Consider the following 16,216-nt stretch of genomic DNA (forward strand, 5'->3'; position numbering starts at 1 on the left):
CTTGAATCAGGGTATGTCCATAAACTCAGGTTTATGCCATTCGGGGTAAACTCCAGATCACTCCGGTGCCAAAAAAGCTCTCCCGTCAAAACCGCCGGTGAGAGCTTGAAGATATGCTATGTTATTCTTCATCTTTGGGTTTCTGTTCATTTTTAGCTTTGCAACGATAACAAATTCCATGAAAGTCCAGTCGGTGATCTACTACCGAAAAGTTAAATTCCTGCTCCAAACGCTCTTCAAGCGGTCCAAGCCAGTCTTCACGTATTTCATCCATACTTCCGCATTGAACACAGATTAAGTGATGATGGTGATGCTTGGATGTATCTCCGCGCAGATCATAACGCGCTACACCGTCGCCGAAGTTGATTTTCTCTACAACATGCAGCTCACTCAGCAGTTCGAGGGTACGGTACACGGTTGCCAGACCGATTTCGGGAGCCTTTTCTTTAACGAGCATGAATACGTCTTCTGCGCTCAGATGATCTTCTTCATTCTCAAGAAGTACTCTTACGGTGGCTTCCCGCTGGGGCGTTAATTTATATCCTTGGGACTGTAGTTGCTGCTTAATTTTATCGATCCGTGCTTCCATTTTCTCCCTCCCCCTAGGAAATCACTGCACACTGCAACTTAACCCACTCTTTTCATTATAGGGGGAGTGCGTAATTAAAGTCAACATTTTACACTATACGATGCACGTTAGGCTGGTAGTAGCATTGGTGTGACCCAGCGCATCATCGCAGGTGTAACCCATGTTTCAAAAGACGCCACGCCGAGTAGCAGTGCAGCCATGACCAAAGTTAACACTATATATGAAGCAAACGGCCTTTGTCGACCCGGTGTTCGCTGCATCAAAACACGATTACGAATGATGTATAACGAGAACGTCATGGCCGCCACACTGCAGATCAGCAGAATCGGAATGACGAACAAATTATGCGGTGCCACGGACACCAATGCAAACAGCAGCCCTTTCCAGGAATACTGCCCAACAAGGTACCCCACTGTGAATCCAATGAGCACACCTTTCAGAAAATCCAGAACCAGTATACCGGGCAATCCGACGACGGATAAACCCAGAATAAAGATCAGACCTACCCATTTCAGATGAAGCATGGCAATATCCCAATATGCCCCCGTCTCAGTCACTTGTGCGCTGTGCTGCACGGTCATGAAAAAATTGCCGAGATAACCCTCCAGATCCTGACGTTGCTCAAGAGACAATGCATTGACCATGAGTGCGCCAAAAATGACGCCGACCAGAAACAAGACAGCCACGAATACATATAACGAAGTCTGACCTTTAAATGTAAAGTAAGAAGAGCGCATACAGGTACGAGTCCCCTTTCCGGTTATCATGCTGCAAGGATTCTCAAATCCATCCTCATAGTCATTCTTATGAACCGGAACGCACCTGTATGACTTCTTGTCCAGATTGGCTCTACGTGAAGCGAAGCTATATGAGTGGAACCTTGGAGTATTACACGGGTCACTACGATGACAGAACAACCTTTCGATCGCTGTTATGTGTAAATGTTTAGTTCAATTTATATATTCTGAAGATTTCACCTGAACAGCAACTTTACCATACGTGCCTCCACCTCCGGAGGACAACTCCAGTTGTCCGTTCCGTGCGGCCACGATTAGGCCTGCCAGCACAGGTCCTACAACCGCAGCAAGTTCTCCCTCACGGGTGCGATGAAGTACATTCATTTCCGTACCAAAATGGTTCAGGAGTTGGCGCAGTTTGGCTTTGCCAAGTCCCGGAATGAACTCTAGTGGCACCTGATAATGATAGGCAGGTCTGTTTGCAGGAACCTGAGGATTCTCCCGATCAGAGATTGCCAGAATGCGGTCCAGCACCCCCTGAACCAGCTTCAGACTACCACAGTGCGGACAACGCTCTGCTGACATCGCTTGATCATCCATAATGCTGCCACATGCTGCACAGTAGGTACGATGATACTTGCCTAGCCTTGGATTCAGTCCATAATTGGCAGCAATGCTCCTGCCAGCTTCTCCTTGAAGTGCCATACGGAACTCATCAAAAGAAGGGGCAGCAACTTGCAGTTCGTTATACTCCCGTCCAATCTTACCGAGAGAGTGGGCATCCGAATTGGTCAGGAACGGAACGTGATCCAATTCCTGAATATAACTGGCCATCGATGAATCAGAGCTTAAGCCCAGCTCGACAGCATCCACAAGACGGGTATCCAGCACATCGCCCATACGGGGGGCTGTACTGCCATAGATACCTTTATGCGGTGTAAATACATGTGCAGGCACAATAAGCCCACCACGTGCCTTAATCTCGGCTTGCATCTCTAGAGCGGGCACGTAGACACGCTGAGAACTGAGATTCACATTTTTCATATAACGTTTCATCCAGTCCGTGAAGGACTTCATCGTTTTCAGATCACGGAAGTACGCCAGCATATGGAACTCACGCATTCCAGGCTCGCGCAGCTCAATCTCTGTACCCAACAAAATGGTGGTGTCCTGGTAGGCAATGCCGCCTCCCTCAATCTCGGACATCGTACCACTCTCCAGCAACTGCTCAATATCCATCTGTACAACTGGAGAATGACAATCAATAACACCAAGCAAATGAATTCCTTTGCGATCCGATGCTTCCCGAGCAACATTCTCAAATGTCAGATCCCGACTGCCACTGATTTTAACGGCCTCGCCGCGAGACGTACGTCCTATGTGAATATGCAGGTCTGTATAGCAGGGTTCCCACAAGGTGGACGTTGCCAATTGATCTTGCATTCTTAGAACCGTCCTGTCGTTCTGTAAAGGTCCCACGCATACACGGCCATCATCGTTTTGGCATCGCTAATCCGGTTCTCGTCCATGAGCGCATAGGCTTCCTCCAGAGTTATTTCGGCAACTTCAAGGAATTCATCTTCGTCCAGCGCCATGTCTCCTGCTTCAAGCTCTTCTGCGATGTAGAGATGAATAATTTCATCTGCGAACCCTGGTGAAGTATAGAACGAACGTAAATGACGTAGCGACTTGGCCACATATCCTGTCTCTTCTCGCAGTTCACGTGCTGCTGCAACCTCCGGTTCTTCACCCGGATCCAGTTTACCCGCAGGAATCTCTACTTCGGTGCGTCCCATTGCCTGACGATACTGATCCACAACAAGCATGCGATCTCCGTTTAGAGCAAGTACAGCCACAGCGCCAGGGTGCCGGATAATCTCACGTGTAGCCGTCTGACCGTTCGGAAGCTTAACCGTATCGACCTGAAGTGAAATCACTTTTCCCTCAAAGATTGGCTTGGTGGATACGGTCACTTCATCCAGCTTGGGATTGGCAGGTTGCGCAGCATGGATGGATTGGGCAGATTGATTTGGTTTCATTCGTTCTTCAACTCCATATTGTAGGATTATATATTCGGTTAATGTATAAATCACTGATTTTGGGCATATGGTGAGCGTATAGAATTCTCAGAGCAAATATAAACGAATCAGGGGGACTTTCGATGAATAGTTATATGACGCCTCAATCCTTACACGTGGTAGGACAAGCCCGGCAAGTACAGCTCATACTCAAGCAATGGTTGCGCGAGTGGGGCCCGGATGCCAAGATAGTTGATCTGCTCGCTGGACGCAAATGAATAGGTCATTAATCCATTCACCCATTGACTCAATTTGACACTAAATTAACAAGTTTTCTCCCTTGAAATATAACATGAATTCGCAAAAAGTCCGAATCCGTACAGACCGGGTTCGGACTTTTGTCTAAGAAGTACACATTATTTCTTGTCTGCTGCCGTTTCCTGAATAATAGCCACGACCACCTGGGACAACTTTACAATATCTTCGGCACGAATGCGTTCTTTGGTTGTATGAATATCCTCATACCCTACCGCCAGGTTCGCAGTTGGAATGTTGAATCCGTTAAAGATATTGGCATCACTGCCACCACCGGAAGCAAACGTACTTGTCTCTAGCCCAATACTGCGAATGGCACGCTGCGCAAGCTGCACAACTTCATGTTCATCATGGAAACCAAATGCAGGATACAGGATCTCGCTTCTGAATTCAGCCGTTGCACCATGTTTGCGACATGTCGTTTCCAGCGCTTCACGCATCTGTGCAACCTGCAATTCCACTTTCTCCTGTACAATGCTGCGGGCCTCCGCCTCAATCTGCACAAAGTCACATACCACGTTGAGTGCTGATCCACCCTGGAATTTGCCAATGTTCGCGGTTGTCTCATCATCAATTCGTCCAAGCTTCATGGCTGCAATGGCTTTCGCTGCAACCTGAATGGCGCTGATTCCGTCTTCCGGGTTCACGCCCGCATGTGCGGACTTCCCATAGATGCTCATCTGAATTTCAGCTCTGGCCGGTGCAGCTACACAGATCGTGCCCACAGCACCGTTGGAGTCAAGCGCATAACCAAACGCAGCATCGATATCCTTCGGATTCATGGCGCGTGCACCTACCAGACCAGACTCTTCGCCAACTGTAATGACCAATTGAATTTTGCCATGCGGAATGTTATTTTCCTGAATCACACGAATCGCTTCGAACAACGCCGCAATCCCTGCCTTGTCATCTGCTCCCAGGATCGTTGTTCCATCACTGCGAATCCAGCCATCTTCACCCAGTTCAGGCTTAATTCCCTGTCCCGGCGTTACAGTGTCCATATGACATGTGAAAAAGATCGGTGCAACCCCTTCTGTTCCTTCGGCTTCCCAGGTAATGACGAGGTTTCCGGCGCCATGGCCGGTTTGCTCCATGGTGTCGTCCTCATAGACATGAAGACCAAGCTCTGCAAACTGTTCTTTTAACACATTCGAGATGTTCTGTTCATTTTTCGTTTCACTATCAATCTGCACCAGTTCCATGAACTGATCGATCACACGTTGTTGATTAATCATAGGACTTTCCTCCCTCTCGTGGATGCGGTACAATACAATTACTATGGCTTGTTTACTTTGTTGAAAGGAGTTCTCTCATCATGCAAAAAAAGAAATGGTTCAAAATCATCATCTATCTCATGCTGATCGCCATGATCGGGTCCACCCTTTTCATAGCTCTCGAACCGTTACTGTTCGGATAGCAACTTGAAGCCTTTCGATGGTCTGTTTACAGACGTTGAAGGGCTTCTTTTTCGGTGACCCAATTAATCTCATATGGAAAAATGCGATTAAAGTACGGAACAATCTCGCGCGCTACTTGCTCCACTTCATAGGACTTACCCGTTATATCTTCCAGAGAGGTAACGCCATACTGCTCAATTCCACAAGGAACGATTCCCTGAAAACCAGCATGTTGAATGCCTGAGGTGATGTTAAAAGCAAATCCATGACTGGTCACGAAACCGCGGCGGTGTTTGCAACGATTAAACTTGATACCGATTGCAGCAATCTTCATATCGCCAATCCACACACCCGTATAACCCTCTTTGCGTCCGGCTTCAATGCCCTGGTCTGCGAGATAATCCATAAGCACCTGCTCAAGTTTACGTAAATATGCGTGTAAATCCAAGTCTTCATCCCGACCAAGAACCAATAACGGGTAGCCTACCAACTGGCCCGGACCATGATAAGTAATATCACCGCCACGGTCAATTTGAAACAAAGAGATCCCTTGCTCGCGCAACTCTTCCGGACTGAGAAGCAGATGCTCCGGATGATTTTGTGAACCGATCGTATACGTTGGCGGGTGCTGTAAAAGCAGCATCTGCTCCGCTCCCTCGCCCTCGTCCAATCGCTGTACAATCGCTTTCTGGCGGTTCCAAGCCTCTTCATAATCAAGCATCGGTATGTATGCAACATCCAGCGGCTTGCTCATGATTCCCCACACCCTTCTGCTTCAGGTTCAGTGTACAATTGAGCACCTGTCCGTAGACAGCAGGAAAAGTGCACGGCCTCCGGCACATACACTTCCCCGACAACTATTTACTTAATACACCTTGGTCTCCATGGTATATCCTTCAAGGTTTTCTTTGACACGTTGCAAGAAACGTCCGCTGATTACGCCATCCAGGATTCGGTGATCCAGCGACAGACACAGGTTAGCCATCGAACGAACAGCGATCATATCATTAATAACCACTGGTTTCTTGACAATCGACTCAAATGTAAGAATCGCTGCCTGCGGATAGTTAATGATCGGCTGGGACAGGATCGATCCGAATGACCCCGTGTTGTTCACCGTAAACGTACCACCTTGCATATGGTCCAGCTTCAACGTTCCTTCACGTGTTTTGCGAGCCAGTTCATCCACTTCACGGGCCAGACCTGCAATATTTCGCTGATCGGCATGTTTGATAACCGGTGTAAGTACGGAATCTTCGGTTCCTACTGCCATGGACAGGTTAATGTCCCGTTTGACGATAATTTTGTCCACTGCCCATACCGAGTTCATGATCGGGTAGTCTTTAATCGCGTTAACGACTCCCTTCATCATGAAGGACAGATACGTCAGATTGATGCCTTCCTTACGCTTGAACTCATCCTTGAGTTTATTGCGCAGCATCACGAGATTCGTTACATCTACTTCGATCATCGTCCACGCATGCGGGATTTCCGATACGCTTTGACGCATATTCCGGGCAATGGCATTACGCACAGGGGTAACATCGATGAAATACTCCGATCTTCCCTGGCCGCCACCTTCCACTTCGATCTGTGGAATTTTCGGACTTTCGGTTAGATGAATGCCTGAATGTCTCACAGGAACACCTGCATCGGACGCTGAGATTGCTTCTCCGGCGGTTAAACCCATTTCTCCATTTCCACGATTCACTCCGCTGAATGGAGATGCAGACGGCACACCAGAAGGCGCATGCTGTACTGCTGCAGATGATGCTTGTGCAGACGATCCAGCCGCGTTACCTCCCTGTGCAACAAATGTCAGCACATCTTTGCGGGTAATACGACCACCGGCCCCAGTGCCCTGGATGCTTTGCAAGTTCAAGCCATGCTCTGCTGCCAAGGATTGCACTGCCGGGGAATACCGATTACGCATCGGCTGGTTGGGATCATGTCCTGCTGTATTTGAGGCAACAACAGGAGGATGGCTCACATGATGCTGCACTTGCTCCTGTTGCTGCGATACTTGTGTTACCTGCTCGGCCGCTTCTTCGTCGGAAGCAGCGACCTGCATGCGGCAGATTGCTTCACCAACAGCAATCGTTGTGCCCTCTTCCACCAAAAGGTCACCCATAATTCCATCCACGGTGGATGGAATCTCGGCATTGACTTTATCGGTGATTACTTCACAGATCGGCTCGTACTGTTCCACACGGTCGCCCGGTTTTTTCAACCATTTGCCTATGGTAGCCGAGACCAGCGATTCCGCCAATTGCGGCATAATGACCTCGATCCATTTCATACGTTCAGCCATTTGATTATCACTCCAAACTTTACTTTTAAACGATCCAAAAAACGAAATTAAAACTCGGCAAGTGTACGCATTGCTGCTTTGGCTTTGTCCTTGCTCAGCATGTAGAATTTCTCCAATGTTGGGCTAATTGGCATGGCCGGCACGTCAGGTCCGCAGAGACGCTGAATCGGTGCATCCAGTTCAAACAGACATTCCTCGCTAATAATAGCGGCAACTTCGGCACCTACACCACCCGTTTTGTTATCTTCGTGTACAATCAGCACCTTGCCTGTCAGACGAGCGGAAGCAATAATCGCTTCACGGTCCAACGGTTGCAATGTGCGCAGATCCAGCACGTGTGCTGTAATGCCTTCTTCACGTTCCAGCTCCTCAGCAGCCTGCATTACAAAATGCAACGGCTGGCTGTAGCCGATCACCGTAATATCCGCACCTTCACGAAGTACGTTGGCTTTACCAATCGGAACGATGTAATCATCTTCTGGCACATCTTCCTTAATGAGCTTGTAACATTTTTTATTTTCAAAAAAGAGTACCGGGTCCGGATCGCGAATGGCCGCCTTGAGCAGCCCTTTAGCATCGTATGCCGAGTAAGGAGCAATAATTTTTAGCCCCGGTGTACCAAAGAAGATCGATTCCGGACATTGGGAGTGATACAACCCACCGAAGATGCCACCACCAATTGGGGCGCGGATAACGATCGGGCAACTCCAGTCATTGTTGGAGCGATAGCGGATTTTCGCCGCTTCACTAATGATCTGGTTCGTTGCCGGCAGCATGAAGTCCGAATATTGCATTTCGGCAATCGGCTTCATGCCATACATCGCTGCACCAATAGCTACACCTGCGATAGCGGATTCGGACAAAGGTGTATCCATGACACGCATTTCGCCAAACTGATCCTGCAACCCTTTGGTCGTGGTGAACACGCCACCTTTGACCCCTACGTCTTCACCAAGGATAAAGACATTCTCATCTCGCTCCATCTCTTCTTTCATCGCGAGACGGATTGCATCAATATATTCCATCACCGCCATACTTACCGTCCCCCTTCTTCGCTGTCCGCATAAACGTGCGTCAGAGTGTCCTCAGGTTTCGGATATGGCGCGTTGTCTGCATATTCAGTCGCTTCTTTCATTTCCAACGCAAGCTGGGAAGCCAGATCCGCATCCCGGGCTTCGTCCCAGATGCCGCAATCAATCAGATAGTTCTTCATGCGAAGCACGCCGTCCTTCTTCCAGTTCTCTTCAACTTCTTCCTTGGTCCGGTAAGCCAGATCATTGTCAGAAGTGGAGTGAGGAGATAGACGATACATCATCGCTTCAATCAGTGTAGGTCCTTCGCCTGCTATGGCACGTTGACGTGCTTCCTTCACAGCAGCGTATACTTCAAGTGCATCGTTACCATCTACCCGCAGTCCAGGGAAACCGTAACCGAGCGCACGATCCGATATTTTACCACTAAGCTGCTTGTGAATCGGTACCGAAATCGCATACTGGTTGTTCTCACACATAATAATGACAGGCAACTTGTGTACACCTGCAAAGTTGGCTCCCTCGTGGAAGTCGCCCTGGTTGCTTGATCCTTCACCAAATGTAACAAAAGAAACAAATTCTTGCTTTTTCATTTTGGCAGCCAATGCAAATCCGACAGCGTGCGGAACCTGTGTTGTAACCGGGCTGGAACCCGTCACAATCCGCAGCTTTTTGTGACCGAAGTGACCTGGCATTTGCCGACCGCCACTATTCGGATCTTCCGCTTTGGCAAAAGCAGACAGCATCAACTCACGCGGAGTCATGCCTACCGCCAGTACAAAGCCATAATCGCGGTAATAAGGTAAATAATAATCGTGATCCCGATCCAGACCAAAAGCAGCGCCTACTTGCGCAGCTTCCTGTCCTACACCGGATACGTGAAAGTTAATTTTGCCAGCCCGTTGCAAGAGCAAGCAACGCTCGTCAAACTTGCGTGCGAGCAGCATGTATTTGTACATATCCAATACTTCACCATCGCTAAGTCCCAGCTGTTCATGCCGATGGACCGCGTCTGCAGTACCTTGTGAACTCATATGAGGTACCTCCTTTTAATCAGAGCCTGCGCAAACCTTACTACCCGATCTTATAACCTGGTACTAAGACTTGGCTTAACCTTATTATAATCCCTTTTACCCAAAAAAGGAAAGGACCTTTCTCATAAGCCTGTTTGGCTTACATTCCAATGGCCTTTCCATCGACCGCGAGCATGGCTTCACCCATGATTTCCGACAGAGAAGGGTGTGGATGAATGGTTTGTCCGACTTCCCAAGGTGTGGCATCCAGCATCTGAGCCAGAGAAGCCTCTGCGATCAATTCCGTCACATGGGTGCCAATCATATGTACCCCCAATATATCATTCGTCTTGGCATCTGCAATCACCTTCACGAATCCATCCCGACTTCCATGAATGAGCGATTTGCCAATGGCCGAAAATGGGAACTTGCCTGTTTTGAGTTCATAGCCACGTTCTTTGGCTTCACGCTCAGTGAATCCGATGCTAGCTGCTTCCGGACGTGTGTACACACAGCGCGGAATACGATGGGATTCCACAGCATGTACCGTTTCCCCCGCCAGGTGATTGACAGCGAGAATGCCTTCATGACTTGCGGCATGTGCAAGCTGTAGACCGCCGATGCAGTCTCCAATGGCGTAGATGTGACCTTCACCGGTTTGTAACTGTTGGTTCACAGCGATGAAGCCGCGTTCCAGTTTGATATCTGTATTTTCCAGTCCGATATTTTCGACATTGGCTTGACGTCCAACCGATACGAGCATTTTCTCCGCTCTCAGCGTTTCCTGCTTATCGTCACCAAGCTGCACATCAATCTGGATGCCCTCTTGATCCGTGCTATATGTTTCTGTTAGAACCTTGGCACCCGTCAGGAAACGAACACCCCGTTTGCCAAGCAATCGCTGCATTTCTCTGGCAACATCTTCATCCTCGGCAGGCAACACATGAGCTGCTGCTTCAACCACAGTGATTTCAACGCCAAAGTCATTCAGCATGGATGCCCACTCCAGTCCAATCACACCCCCACCGACAATAATGAGTGATGCAGGAAGCTCATCCATACGCAGTGCTTCGTCACTGCTCATAATAAACTTACCGTCCGGTTCCAGGCCCGGCAGGACGCGTGGACGTGAACCGGTAGCAATAATGAGATTGGTTGGCACAACCGTATCCATCTCGCCATCTTCGAACTCTACAGCAACCGCTCCGCTCTGCGGGGAGAAGATGGATGGTCCAATAACGCGACCGTTGGCGTGTACGACCTGAATTTTATTTTTTTTCATCAAATATTGAACGCCCTGATGAAGCTGCTCCACAATCGCATCCTTGCGCGCCTGCACTTTGGGAAATACAAGGGTAGCTCCAGCTGTCTCGATACCATACGTTTCGCTCTCCTGAATCTCGGCGTATACTTCCGCGCTTTTCAGCAAAGCCTTACTCGGAATACAGCCACGATGCAGACAGGTTCCCCCAAGCTTGTCCTTCTCAATAATAACGACCTGTTTCCCCAACTGTGCAGCCCGGATCGCGGCTACATATCCACCGGTCCCTCCTCCAAGTATTGCAACATCACATGTAATTGGCATCTCTCATGCTCTCCTCTATGAATCAAATTTCAATATGATTTATTAAAATAATGATGGCTTGAATCATGGTTTGTCTTATACCCTCTATATGCCATTGTACTCTCCTTGAGCGGTCAACTCAAAATTTGAAGCGATCACACATGGACAGCCTATGCATTCCAAGCTATGATGGAATAAGGTATGATCTGTAAGCGTAACCTTTATTTAATGTCGACTTTGGCAGAAAGGGTATAATGCTCATGAATACAAGATTAGTCTTTGCGCGATTTTTGGCGATTGTTGTTCTGGTCATTCCCGGTTTAATGGCAATGAAGGGTTTTCTGATGATGAAAGATGCCCTGTTCCTATACTATGCCGAGCACGGGAACGAACTGATCTCACCAGGTTTCCAGTGGCTTTCCTTTGCCGGTGGACTTGTCCTTTTTGCGGCAGGTATGAGTTTCCTGGGAGGCTGGATCCTGTTCCGTGACCGCAAGCGTAATTATGTAGGTCCCCGTTTCCGGTCCAAAAGTGTACCCGAAAAAGCAGAGACGCCCGGAAGGACTCCATGAGTCCGGGCTTTTTGTGTGTCTATACAACACATACCGACAACTTTACATAGACAGGATGGATCATCATGGTTTCATTTCTAATCACGTTACAAAGACTACTCAAGGGCATTTTCCATGCGTTCAAAGACCCCAAGTTTCTGGCTCTGTTCGCGTTAACGGCAGCAACACTGCTGTCAGGCACTTTGTTTTACACTCGTGTTGAAGGTCTGCACTGGATCGATGCGTTATACTTCTGTGCGGTTACTTTGACTACGGTGGGACATCCTGATTTTGTGCCATCCACCGGATTCAGCAAAGCCTTTACCGTGATCTACATGTTTGCAGGCATTGGCCTCACCTTTGCCATGATTGCCAGAATTACAGCAGGTATTCTATTCCCTCGCAAATTAAAGACAGAAGAGGACCCGGAGTAATCTCCGGGTCATTCGTATAAGGCATCCCGCAGTTTGGTAGACATACGTGATTCTTTGGAAGAAGACTTCAAGATCGTTCTGCGCAACGTCAGATTACTTGCCTGCAGTCGCTCCGCTTCTGCGAACAGTTCTGCAAATAAGGCCTGCGTCGCTTCATCTAGAGATCCCTGTTCTTTCAGGCTTTCATATTGCGCTTGAAGTGATGTTAATGCTTCACTCATCGTAAACACCTCTTTTCCATAACTCCTATTAACAGCTGCCGGAACCAATAGCTTAACAATCCATATAGTAACACAAAGCTGCACAGATTAGTTCTGGCTCTTTCCAAAGATTTTGTGGTACTCTGTAATGGTCGCTTTTTTTGTTGAATCCCGTATGTGAGAGGAGTAGCAGCACCGTGCAAACAGGACGTATTACCGTAATTACTGGACCCATGTTCAGTGAAAAATCCGGTGAACTCATTCGCCGTTGTCAGAAATTAATACAATTTGGCCGTAAAAAGGTTGTGGCCTACAAACCAGCCGAGGATGATCGGTTTGCCCAGGACGAGATCGTAAGCCGAATTGGTTATCGACTCCCTGCCCATTCCATTCCCCGGCAATTAACCCCGGAATCCGTAGAAATGATCCTGAACCAAACCATAGATGCTGATGTTGTTGCATTTGATGAAGTACAATTTTTCAGCAGTGCCATTATGGAACTCGTCTCGGAGCTAGCGTACTGTGGCAAACATGTCATTGTGGATGGTCTTAATATGGATTACCGTGGTAAGGAATTCGGATATGTCGGCGGTTTGCTCGCCATGGCAGATGACATTGAGAAACTCTCGGCTTTCTGTGCCGTATGCGGTAGCCCGGATGCTGCCTTTACGCAACGTATCGTCAATGGGGAACCTGTTACCTTGGGTCCGGTTGTCATGATTGGCGATTCAGAAGCTTACGAGCCACGCTGTCGTTGCTGCTTCATTCCTCCTCACAAAGTTGAATGCTCATCATAATTTTTAAGATTTCTAAGAGATCTCTGAAATCCTCCAAAAAGCCCTTTTGGGCTTTTTTTGTTTGTGGCAGCGAACCATTGCACAAAAAAGCACCGCTTTGCAGCGATGCTTACAGGATCACTTCCCGCTAGTCCCGGGAAACAAAATATTTGTTGGTCATGTAGTAAGCGTCACCACGTGACGTTTCCACCATTCCTTTTTTTGCATCCAAAAATACAATCTCTTTACACTTCGTGCAGTACCATTTCGTGCGCTTATATGGAGATTCCGTCACGTAAGCCGTGCCGCATTTACAATCAATCTTCATTAATAACTCGGTTGATTTATAAGCACTGGACAAGCGTTCCAGGTTATCCTGCTGCTGCGTAGGCATAATGGTCTGCTGATAATCCGATAAATGATTCTGAACCTTAAAGTCTGCTACCAATCCTGCATTCAATCCAAAAAACTCCTTGCCGATTTCGGTCACGAAGCGCTTCTCATTTCTGTAGCAATCCAGCCACTCAATAATCTGCTTATTAGACAGTGGAACCGTACCCTTGATACCGCTGTTTAAGGTGTAGGTCATGATGTATAAAGTATCGTCTTGTCTACCTGAGTACATTAGAATCCTCCTTCGAATACATTTGCTAATGTACTACAAAAACGCGCATAAATCAAAGAATTGTTATTTCCTGAGCGCATCTCTTCTTATTAAATGGGGAACATTCCTCGTTCATCCGCCAAAGTCTTACAGGAACTGCATACACCTGAAACATTTCCCTGTGGAGCTGCATAATGCACGACCGATTTAACCTTTTTCTTACATATGGAACAGTAGTGCCTCCTTTCCTTTTTTGGGGTGTAGTCCGATAGCTTCACTACGTTTTTGTTCAGTCGGAATCGGCGTAAGAAGCCCGGCCATTTCATCTCGCTTCACTCTTTCTTGTTCGCCTACTTTTGTAGTCGTTTTTTTGCTCTGGGCTAAAAATCATCGCGCCTTTTTTTATGTATACGATTCCAAGTTGTGCATGCCTATCTCATAATCTATTCGACGTTTTGAGCGTTTTTCCTGTTTTTAATCTCTACACATATAAAAAAAACCGACATAACCTGCTTTCTTACTTTCGGAAGAACAGCATTTTAGTCGGTTCCAACCTTATTTATAAAAAGTTCCCAGAACGTCCAGCTCTGGTGAGCGCTCAATTCGAAAAGGATAAATATATCCCTGATTCATTCGGGTAAATTTGCGGCTCCACAGGTCCAGTCCGGATGTGAACTGATAGGCCTGGTATATAAACTTGGAGCAGTAATTGCGCTCAATACTGCGCAGATTGGTCTGTAAACGGTAAAATTTGACCTGTTTGTAATGATCCTGTACCCACCCGGCTGCCTTCATGCCTGCCTCATTCAGTCTGGAACGGAATACAATGAAGCGATCTCCTTCATAGAAACGTGTAAGGTACCAATCCAATGAGTCCGCAAATACAGGCCCATAAGGGTGCACATGATACACTTTCCCATCGAGTCCGATAATGCCCATATGCCCGGCGTAATAGGTGGATTCCGAGCTTGGTGTGTACACGATATCCCCTGGCTCCAGCTTCATCTCCCCCAAAGCGTTGATGGGTAAATCCTGATGTAACCGTTTGGCTGCTGAACGTTCACGCCGCCCTTCAACAAACAAGCGATGAAGTGCACCGGCAAGTGCGAGATACATTTCGGACCATTTGATCTTTTTCTTATCAGGTCGTTTGAACCACCGCTGGATGAAGGTGAAACCTCGTTGTGGTTGTGAACCCTTCTTCATACGCCGCACTCCACTCTCATCTATTTATTGTATCTATATAAGTTGAATTAAAGTTTATTTACACTGACACTACGATGACAGAACAATCTTCCAATCGCTGTTATCCCCAGATTTTTTCGATTCCCTTTTTCTTAAGGGAAAATCCGGTGATAAAGGCGACCGCTTCGCTTTTTCAGATTTTTTCTGTCCTCTCCGTTATCGTGTAAATGATTATTTCAACTTATATAGTGTCATTCTACAGTTTCTCAGCCTTATTATAGACATTTGGTGATTCATGTTCAATTCTAAGCGTGTTCTATCTTGTGCCAATTATGCCTTCTTATTACCCATATTATGCAAAAAAAGATGACTTCGGAATGAACCCAAAGTCATCTTAATCGTATCCAAACGCAGACTTTATTCTTCTACAACACCAAGAGCTTTATTTTTCTCCTTAAAGCGGCTGTTATGGGAAGAAACATAAGCTACTTTCTCCGCTTCAGGGTCCATGTATAGCTTCGCACTGTTTACCGCGAGGGCTGCATCCGTGAAAGTACCCGCAATCAGGTACAATTTGCTACCATAATCTACAAAATCGCCTGCGGCAAATACGCCGGGAATATTTGTTTGCAATCTCTCTGTCGTAGTAACATGCCATTCTCCAAGATCAAGTCCCCAATCCCGGATTGGACCAAAATCACTCTTCATGCCATGGTTTACAATGACAGCATCCACTTCAAGTAGTTCAGTTTCGCCTGTGTCCACGTGTGAAATGGTCACTTGCTCAATCACATCGCCACTCAAACTATGCAGTGTCTCTACCGCATAAGGTGTCCGGACATCTACAGAGGATTCTCTCATACGCAGTACATTACGCTCCAGCCCGCCAAAGCGGTCACGACGATGCACAACGGTAACTTGCTCTGCCAGTGCTTCCAGTTCATTTGCCCAGTCTACAGCAGAGTCGCCACCACCTGAGATCAGGACGCGTTTACCACGGAATGGCTCTAGTTCCTGCACCGTATAGTGCAGATTGCTAACCTCATAACGGTCTGCACCCTCAAGCTCCAACTTGGCCATTTTATATATGCCGTATCCGATTGCCAAAATGACAGTACGTGTCCAGTGTTGTTCACCTGTTGCTGAAGTTAAAAGAATCGTGCCATCAGGTTGACGTTCGAATCCTTCGATCTGTTGTTCAAATACAAGGGTTGGCTCGAAAGTTCGTGCCTGTTCTTCCAACTGTTTGATCAGATCTTCACACAGAATTGGCGTCACACCTCCAACATCCCAGATCATTTTCTCCGGATAAAAGAGCATGCGACCACCCAATCTGTCACGTGCCTCAATCAACTTGGTCTTCATATCCCGCATGCCGCTATAAAAGGCAGAGTACATGCCCGCTGGGCCACCGCCGATAATGGTTACATCATAAAGTTCCAACTGCTGATTCATATTGAAAATACCTCCGTTAATTCGATCCAGAACATC

The 16,216-nt window shown here is 47.4% G+C and carries 19 protein-coding genes; 5 read left to right on the plus strand and 14 right to left on the minus strand.

Annotated elements, in window-relative coordinates; all coding sequences use genetic code 11:
• Nucleotides 1-121: 121 nt before the first annotated feature.
• From fur to PAHA3_RS13810, 4 genes are all read right to left on the minus strand, one after another.
• The gene (gene fur, locus PAHA3_RS13795) at nt 122-589 is read right to left on the minus strand and encodes a ferric iron uptake transcriptional regulator (RefSeq protein WP_062835240.1); all 468 of its coding nucleotides are present in this window, start codon (nt 587-589) and stop codon (nt 122-124) included.
• A gap of 107 nt (nt 590-696) precedes the next feature.
• Entirely contained in the window at nt 697-1,326 is a 630-nt protein-coding gene (spoIIM, locus tag PAHA3_RS13800) for a stage II sporulation protein M (RefSeq protein WP_017687629.1), read from the minus strand.
• 213 nt (nt 1,327-1,539) lie between these two features.
• Complete coding sequence (locus PAHA3_RS13805; RefSeq protein WP_062835241.1) at nt 1,540-2,769, minus strand: endonuclease Q family protein; 1,230 nt, start codon at nt 2,767-2,769, stop codon at nt 1,540-1,542.
• A gap of 2 nt (nt 2,770-2,771) precedes the next feature.
• On the minus strand, nt 2,772-3,365 hold the full coding sequence (locus PAHA3_RS13810; protein WP_051447058.1) for an NUDIX domain-containing protein: 594 nt from the start codon (nt 3,363-3,365) through the stop codon (nt 2,772-2,774).
• A gap of 122 nt (nt 3,366-3,487) precedes the next feature.
• Here PAHA3_RS13810 and PAHA3_RS30215 point away from each other — a divergent pair, with 122 nt between their 5' ends.
• Nucleotides 3,488-3,622 carry a Z-ring formation inhibitor MciZ gene (locus tag PAHA3_RS30215; protein ID WP_153028216.1) on the plus strand — a complete coding sequence of 45 codons (135 nt, stop codon included), beginning with the start codon at nt 3,488-3,490 and terminating at the stop codon, nt 3,620-3,622.
• Between the two features lie 138 nt (nt 3,623-3,760).
• Here the strand turns inward: PAHA3_RS30215 and PAHA3_RS13815 are convergent, their stop codons facing one another.
• Nucleotides 3,761-4,894 carry a M20/M25/M40 family metallo-hydrolase gene (locus PAHA3_RS13815; RefSeq protein ID WP_062835242.1) on the minus strand — a complete coding sequence of 378 codons (1,134 nt, stop codon included), beginning with the start codon at nt 4,892-4,894 and terminating at the stop codon, nt 3,761-3,763.
• Nucleotides 4,895-4,974: 80 nt separating this feature from the next.
• On the opposite strand from PAHA3_RS13815, the gene prli42 reads away from it, so the two are divergent.
• Nucleotides 4,975-5,076 carry a stressosome-associated protein Prli42 gene (gene prli42, locus PAHA3_RS30220; protein ID WP_017687624.1) on the plus strand — a complete coding sequence of 34 codons (102 nt, stop codon included), beginning with the start codon at nt 4,975-4,977 and terminating at the stop codon, nt 5,074-5,076.
• A gap of 26 nt (nt 5,077-5,102) precedes the next feature.
• Here the strand turns inward: prli42 and lipB are convergent, their stop codons facing one another.
• The 5 genes from lipB to lpdA form a co-directional block, all read right to left on the minus strand.
• Nucleotides 5,103-5,810, minus strand: coding sequence for a lipoyl(octanoyl) transferase LipB (gene lipB, locus PAHA3_RS13820; protein WP_062835243.1), 708 nt, complete (start codon nt 5,808-5,810; stop codon nt 5,103-5,105).
• A gap of 111 nt (nt 5,811-5,921) precedes the next feature.
• Nucleotides 5,922-7,367: a dihydrolipoamide acetyltransferase family protein gene (locus PAHA3_RS13825; protein ID WP_062835244.1), complete on the minus strand. Its 1,446-nt coding sequence runs from the start codon at nt 7,365-7,367 to the stop codon at nt 5,922-5,924.
• A gap of 47 nt (nt 7,368-7,414) precedes the next feature.
• Nucleotides 7,415-8,401: an alpha-ketoacid dehydrogenase subunit beta gene (locus tag PAHA3_RS13830; protein ID WP_062835245.1), complete on the minus strand. Its 987-nt coding sequence runs from the start codon at nt 8,399-8,401 to the stop codon at nt 7,415-7,417.
• Nucleotides 8,402-8,403: 2 nt separating this feature from the next.
• The gene (locus PAHA3_RS13835; RefSeq protein WP_062835246.1) at nt 8,404-9,432 is read right to left on the minus strand and encodes a thiamine pyrophosphate-dependent dehydrogenase E1 component subunit alpha; all 1,029 of its coding nucleotides are present in this window, start codon (nt 9,430-9,432) and stop codon (nt 8,404-8,406) included.
• A 139-nt stretch (nt 9,433-9,571) separates the two neighbouring features.
• Complete coding sequence (gene lpdA / locus PAHA3_RS13840) at nt 9,572-10,996, minus strand: dihydrolipoyl dehydrogenase (protein WP_062835247.1); 1,425 nt, start codon at nt 10,994-10,996, stop codon at nt 9,572-9,574.
• Nucleotides 10,997-11,229: 233 nt separating this feature from the next.
• On the opposite strand from lpdA, the gene PAHA3_RS13845 reads away from it, so the two are divergent.
• Nucleotides 11,230-11,547 (plus strand): DUF2627 domain-containing protein, encoded by a 318-nt coding sequence (locus tag PAHA3_RS13845; protein WP_062835248.1) that lies wholly within the window; start codon nt 11,230-11,232, stop codon nt 11,545-11,547.
• A 65-nt stretch (nt 11,548-11,612) separates the two neighbouring features.
• Nucleotides 11,613-11,960 carry a potassium channel family protein gene (locus PAHA3_RS13850; RefSeq protein ID WP_062835249.1) on the plus strand — a complete coding sequence of 116 codons (348 nt, stop codon included), beginning with the start codon at nt 11,613-11,615 and terminating at the stop codon, nt 11,958-11,960.
• An 8-nt stretch (nt 11,961-11,968) separates the two neighbouring features.
• Here PAHA3_RS13850 and PAHA3_RS13855 read toward each other — a convergent pair whose 3' ends face one another.
• A complete protein-coding gene (locus PAHA3_RS13855) occupies nt 11,969-12,181 on the minus strand; it encodes a hypothetical protein (RefSeq protein ID WP_062835250.1) in 213 nt (70 codons plus the stop codon).
• A gap of 176 nt (nt 12,182-12,357) precedes the next feature.
• On the opposite strand from PAHA3_RS13855, the gene PAHA3_RS13860 reads away from it, so the two are divergent.
• On the plus strand, nt 12,358-12,957 hold the full coding sequence (locus PAHA3_RS13860; protein ID WP_062835251.1) for a thymidine kinase: 600 nt from the start codon (nt 12,358-12,360) through the stop codon (nt 12,955-12,957).
• A 127-nt stretch (nt 12,958-13,084) separates the two neighbouring features.
• Here PAHA3_RS13860 and PAHA3_RS13865 read toward each other — a convergent pair whose 3' ends face one another.
• From PAHA3_RS13865 to PAHA3_RS13875, 3 genes are all read right to left on the minus strand, one after another.
• Nucleotides 13,085-13,561: a hypothetical protein gene (locus tag PAHA3_RS13865; protein ID WP_017687614.1), complete on the minus strand. Its 477-nt coding sequence runs from the start codon at nt 13,559-13,561 to the stop codon at nt 13,085-13,087.
• Nucleotides 13,562-14,095: 534 nt separating this feature from the next.
• Nucleotides 14,096-14,746 carry a hypothetical protein gene (locus PAHA3_RS13870; protein ID WP_062835252.1) on the minus strand — a complete coding sequence of 217 codons (651 nt, stop codon included), beginning with the start codon at nt 14,744-14,746 and terminating at the stop codon, nt 14,096-14,098.
• Between the two features lie 396 nt (nt 14,747-15,142).
• Complete coding sequence (locus PAHA3_RS13875) at nt 15,143-16,180, minus strand: NAD(P)/FAD-dependent oxidoreductase (protein ID WP_062835253.1); 1,038 nt, start codon at nt 16,178-16,180, stop codon at nt 15,143-15,145.
• Nucleotides 16,181-16,216: the final 36 nt, after the last annotated feature.

It is taken from the genome of Paenibacillus amylolyticus (assembly GCF_001570725.1).
GTDB lineage: Bacteria > Bacillota > Bacilli > Paenibacillales > Paenibacillaceae > Paenibacillus > Paenibacillus amylolyticus_A.

Bases quoted from the DNA above. Each gene is read 5' to 3' on its own strand.
- fur (WP_062835240.1), bottom strand. From the start codon at position 589: ATGGAAGCACGGATCGATAAAATTAAGCAGCAACTACAGTCCCAAGGA.
- spoIIM (WP_017687629.1), bottom strand. From the start codon at position 1,326: ATGCGCTCTTCTTACTTTACATTTAAAGGTCAGACTTCGTTATATGTA.
- PAHA3_RS13805 (WP_062835241.1), bottom strand. From the start codon at position 2,769: ATGCAAGATCAATTGGCAACGTCCACCTTGTGGGAACCCTGCTATACA.
- PAHA3_RS13810 (WP_051447058.1), bottom strand. From the start codon at position 3,365: ATGAAACCAAATCAATCTGCCCAATCCATCCATGCTGCGCAACCTGCC.
- PAHA3_RS30215 (WP_153028216.1), top strand. From the start codon at position 3,488: ATGAATAGTTATATGACGCCTCAATCCTTACACGTGGTAGGACAAGCC.
- PAHA3_RS13815 (WP_062835242.1), bottom strand. From the start codon at position 4,894: ATGATTAATCAACAACGTGTGATCGATCAGTTCATGGAACTGGTGCAG.
- prli42 (WP_017687624.1), top strand. From the start codon at position 4,975: ATGCAAAAAAAGAAATGGTTCAAAATCATCATCTATCTCATGCTGATC.
- lipB (WP_062835243.1), bottom strand. From the start codon at position 5,810: ATGAGCAAGCCGCTGGATGTTGCATACATACCGATGCTTGATTATGAA.
- PAHA3_RS13825 (WP_062835244.1), bottom strand. From the start codon at position 7,367: ATGGCTGAACGTATGAAATGGATCGAGGTCATTATGCCGCAATTGGCG.
- PAHA3_RS13830 (WP_062835245.1), bottom strand. From the start codon at position 8,401: ATGGCGGTGATGGAATATATTGATGCAATCCGTCTCGCGATGAAAGAA.
- PAHA3_RS13835 (WP_062835246.1), bottom strand. From the start codon at position 9,432: ATGAGTTCACAAGGTACTGCAGACGCGGTCCATCGGCATGAACAGCTG.
- lpdA (WP_062835247.1), bottom strand. From the start codon at position 10,996: ATGCCAATTACATGTGATGTTGCAATACTTGGAGGAGGGACCGGTGGA.
- PAHA3_RS13845 (WP_062835248.1), top strand. From the start codon at position 11,230: ATGCTCATGAATACAAGATTAGTCTTTGCGCGATTTTTGGCGATTGTT.
- PAHA3_RS13850 (WP_062835249.1), top strand. From the start codon at position 11,613: ATGGTTTCATTTCTAATCACGTTACAAAGACTACTCAAGGGCATTTTC.
- PAHA3_RS13855 (WP_062835250.1), bottom strand. From the start codon at position 12,181: ATGAGTGAAGCATTAACATCACTTCAAGCGCAATATGAAAGCCTGAAA.
- PAHA3_RS13865 (WP_017687614.1), bottom strand. From the start codon at position 13,561: ATGTACTCAGGTAGACAAGACGATACTTTATACATCATGACCTACACC.
- PAHA3_RS13870 (WP_062835252.1), bottom strand. From the start codon at position 14,746: ATGAAGAAGGGTTCACAACCACAACGAGGTTTCACCTTCATCCAGCGG.
- PAHA3_RS13875 (WP_062835253.1), bottom strand. From the start codon at position 16,180: ATGAATCAGCAGTTGGAACTTTATGATGTAACCATTATCGGCGGTGGC.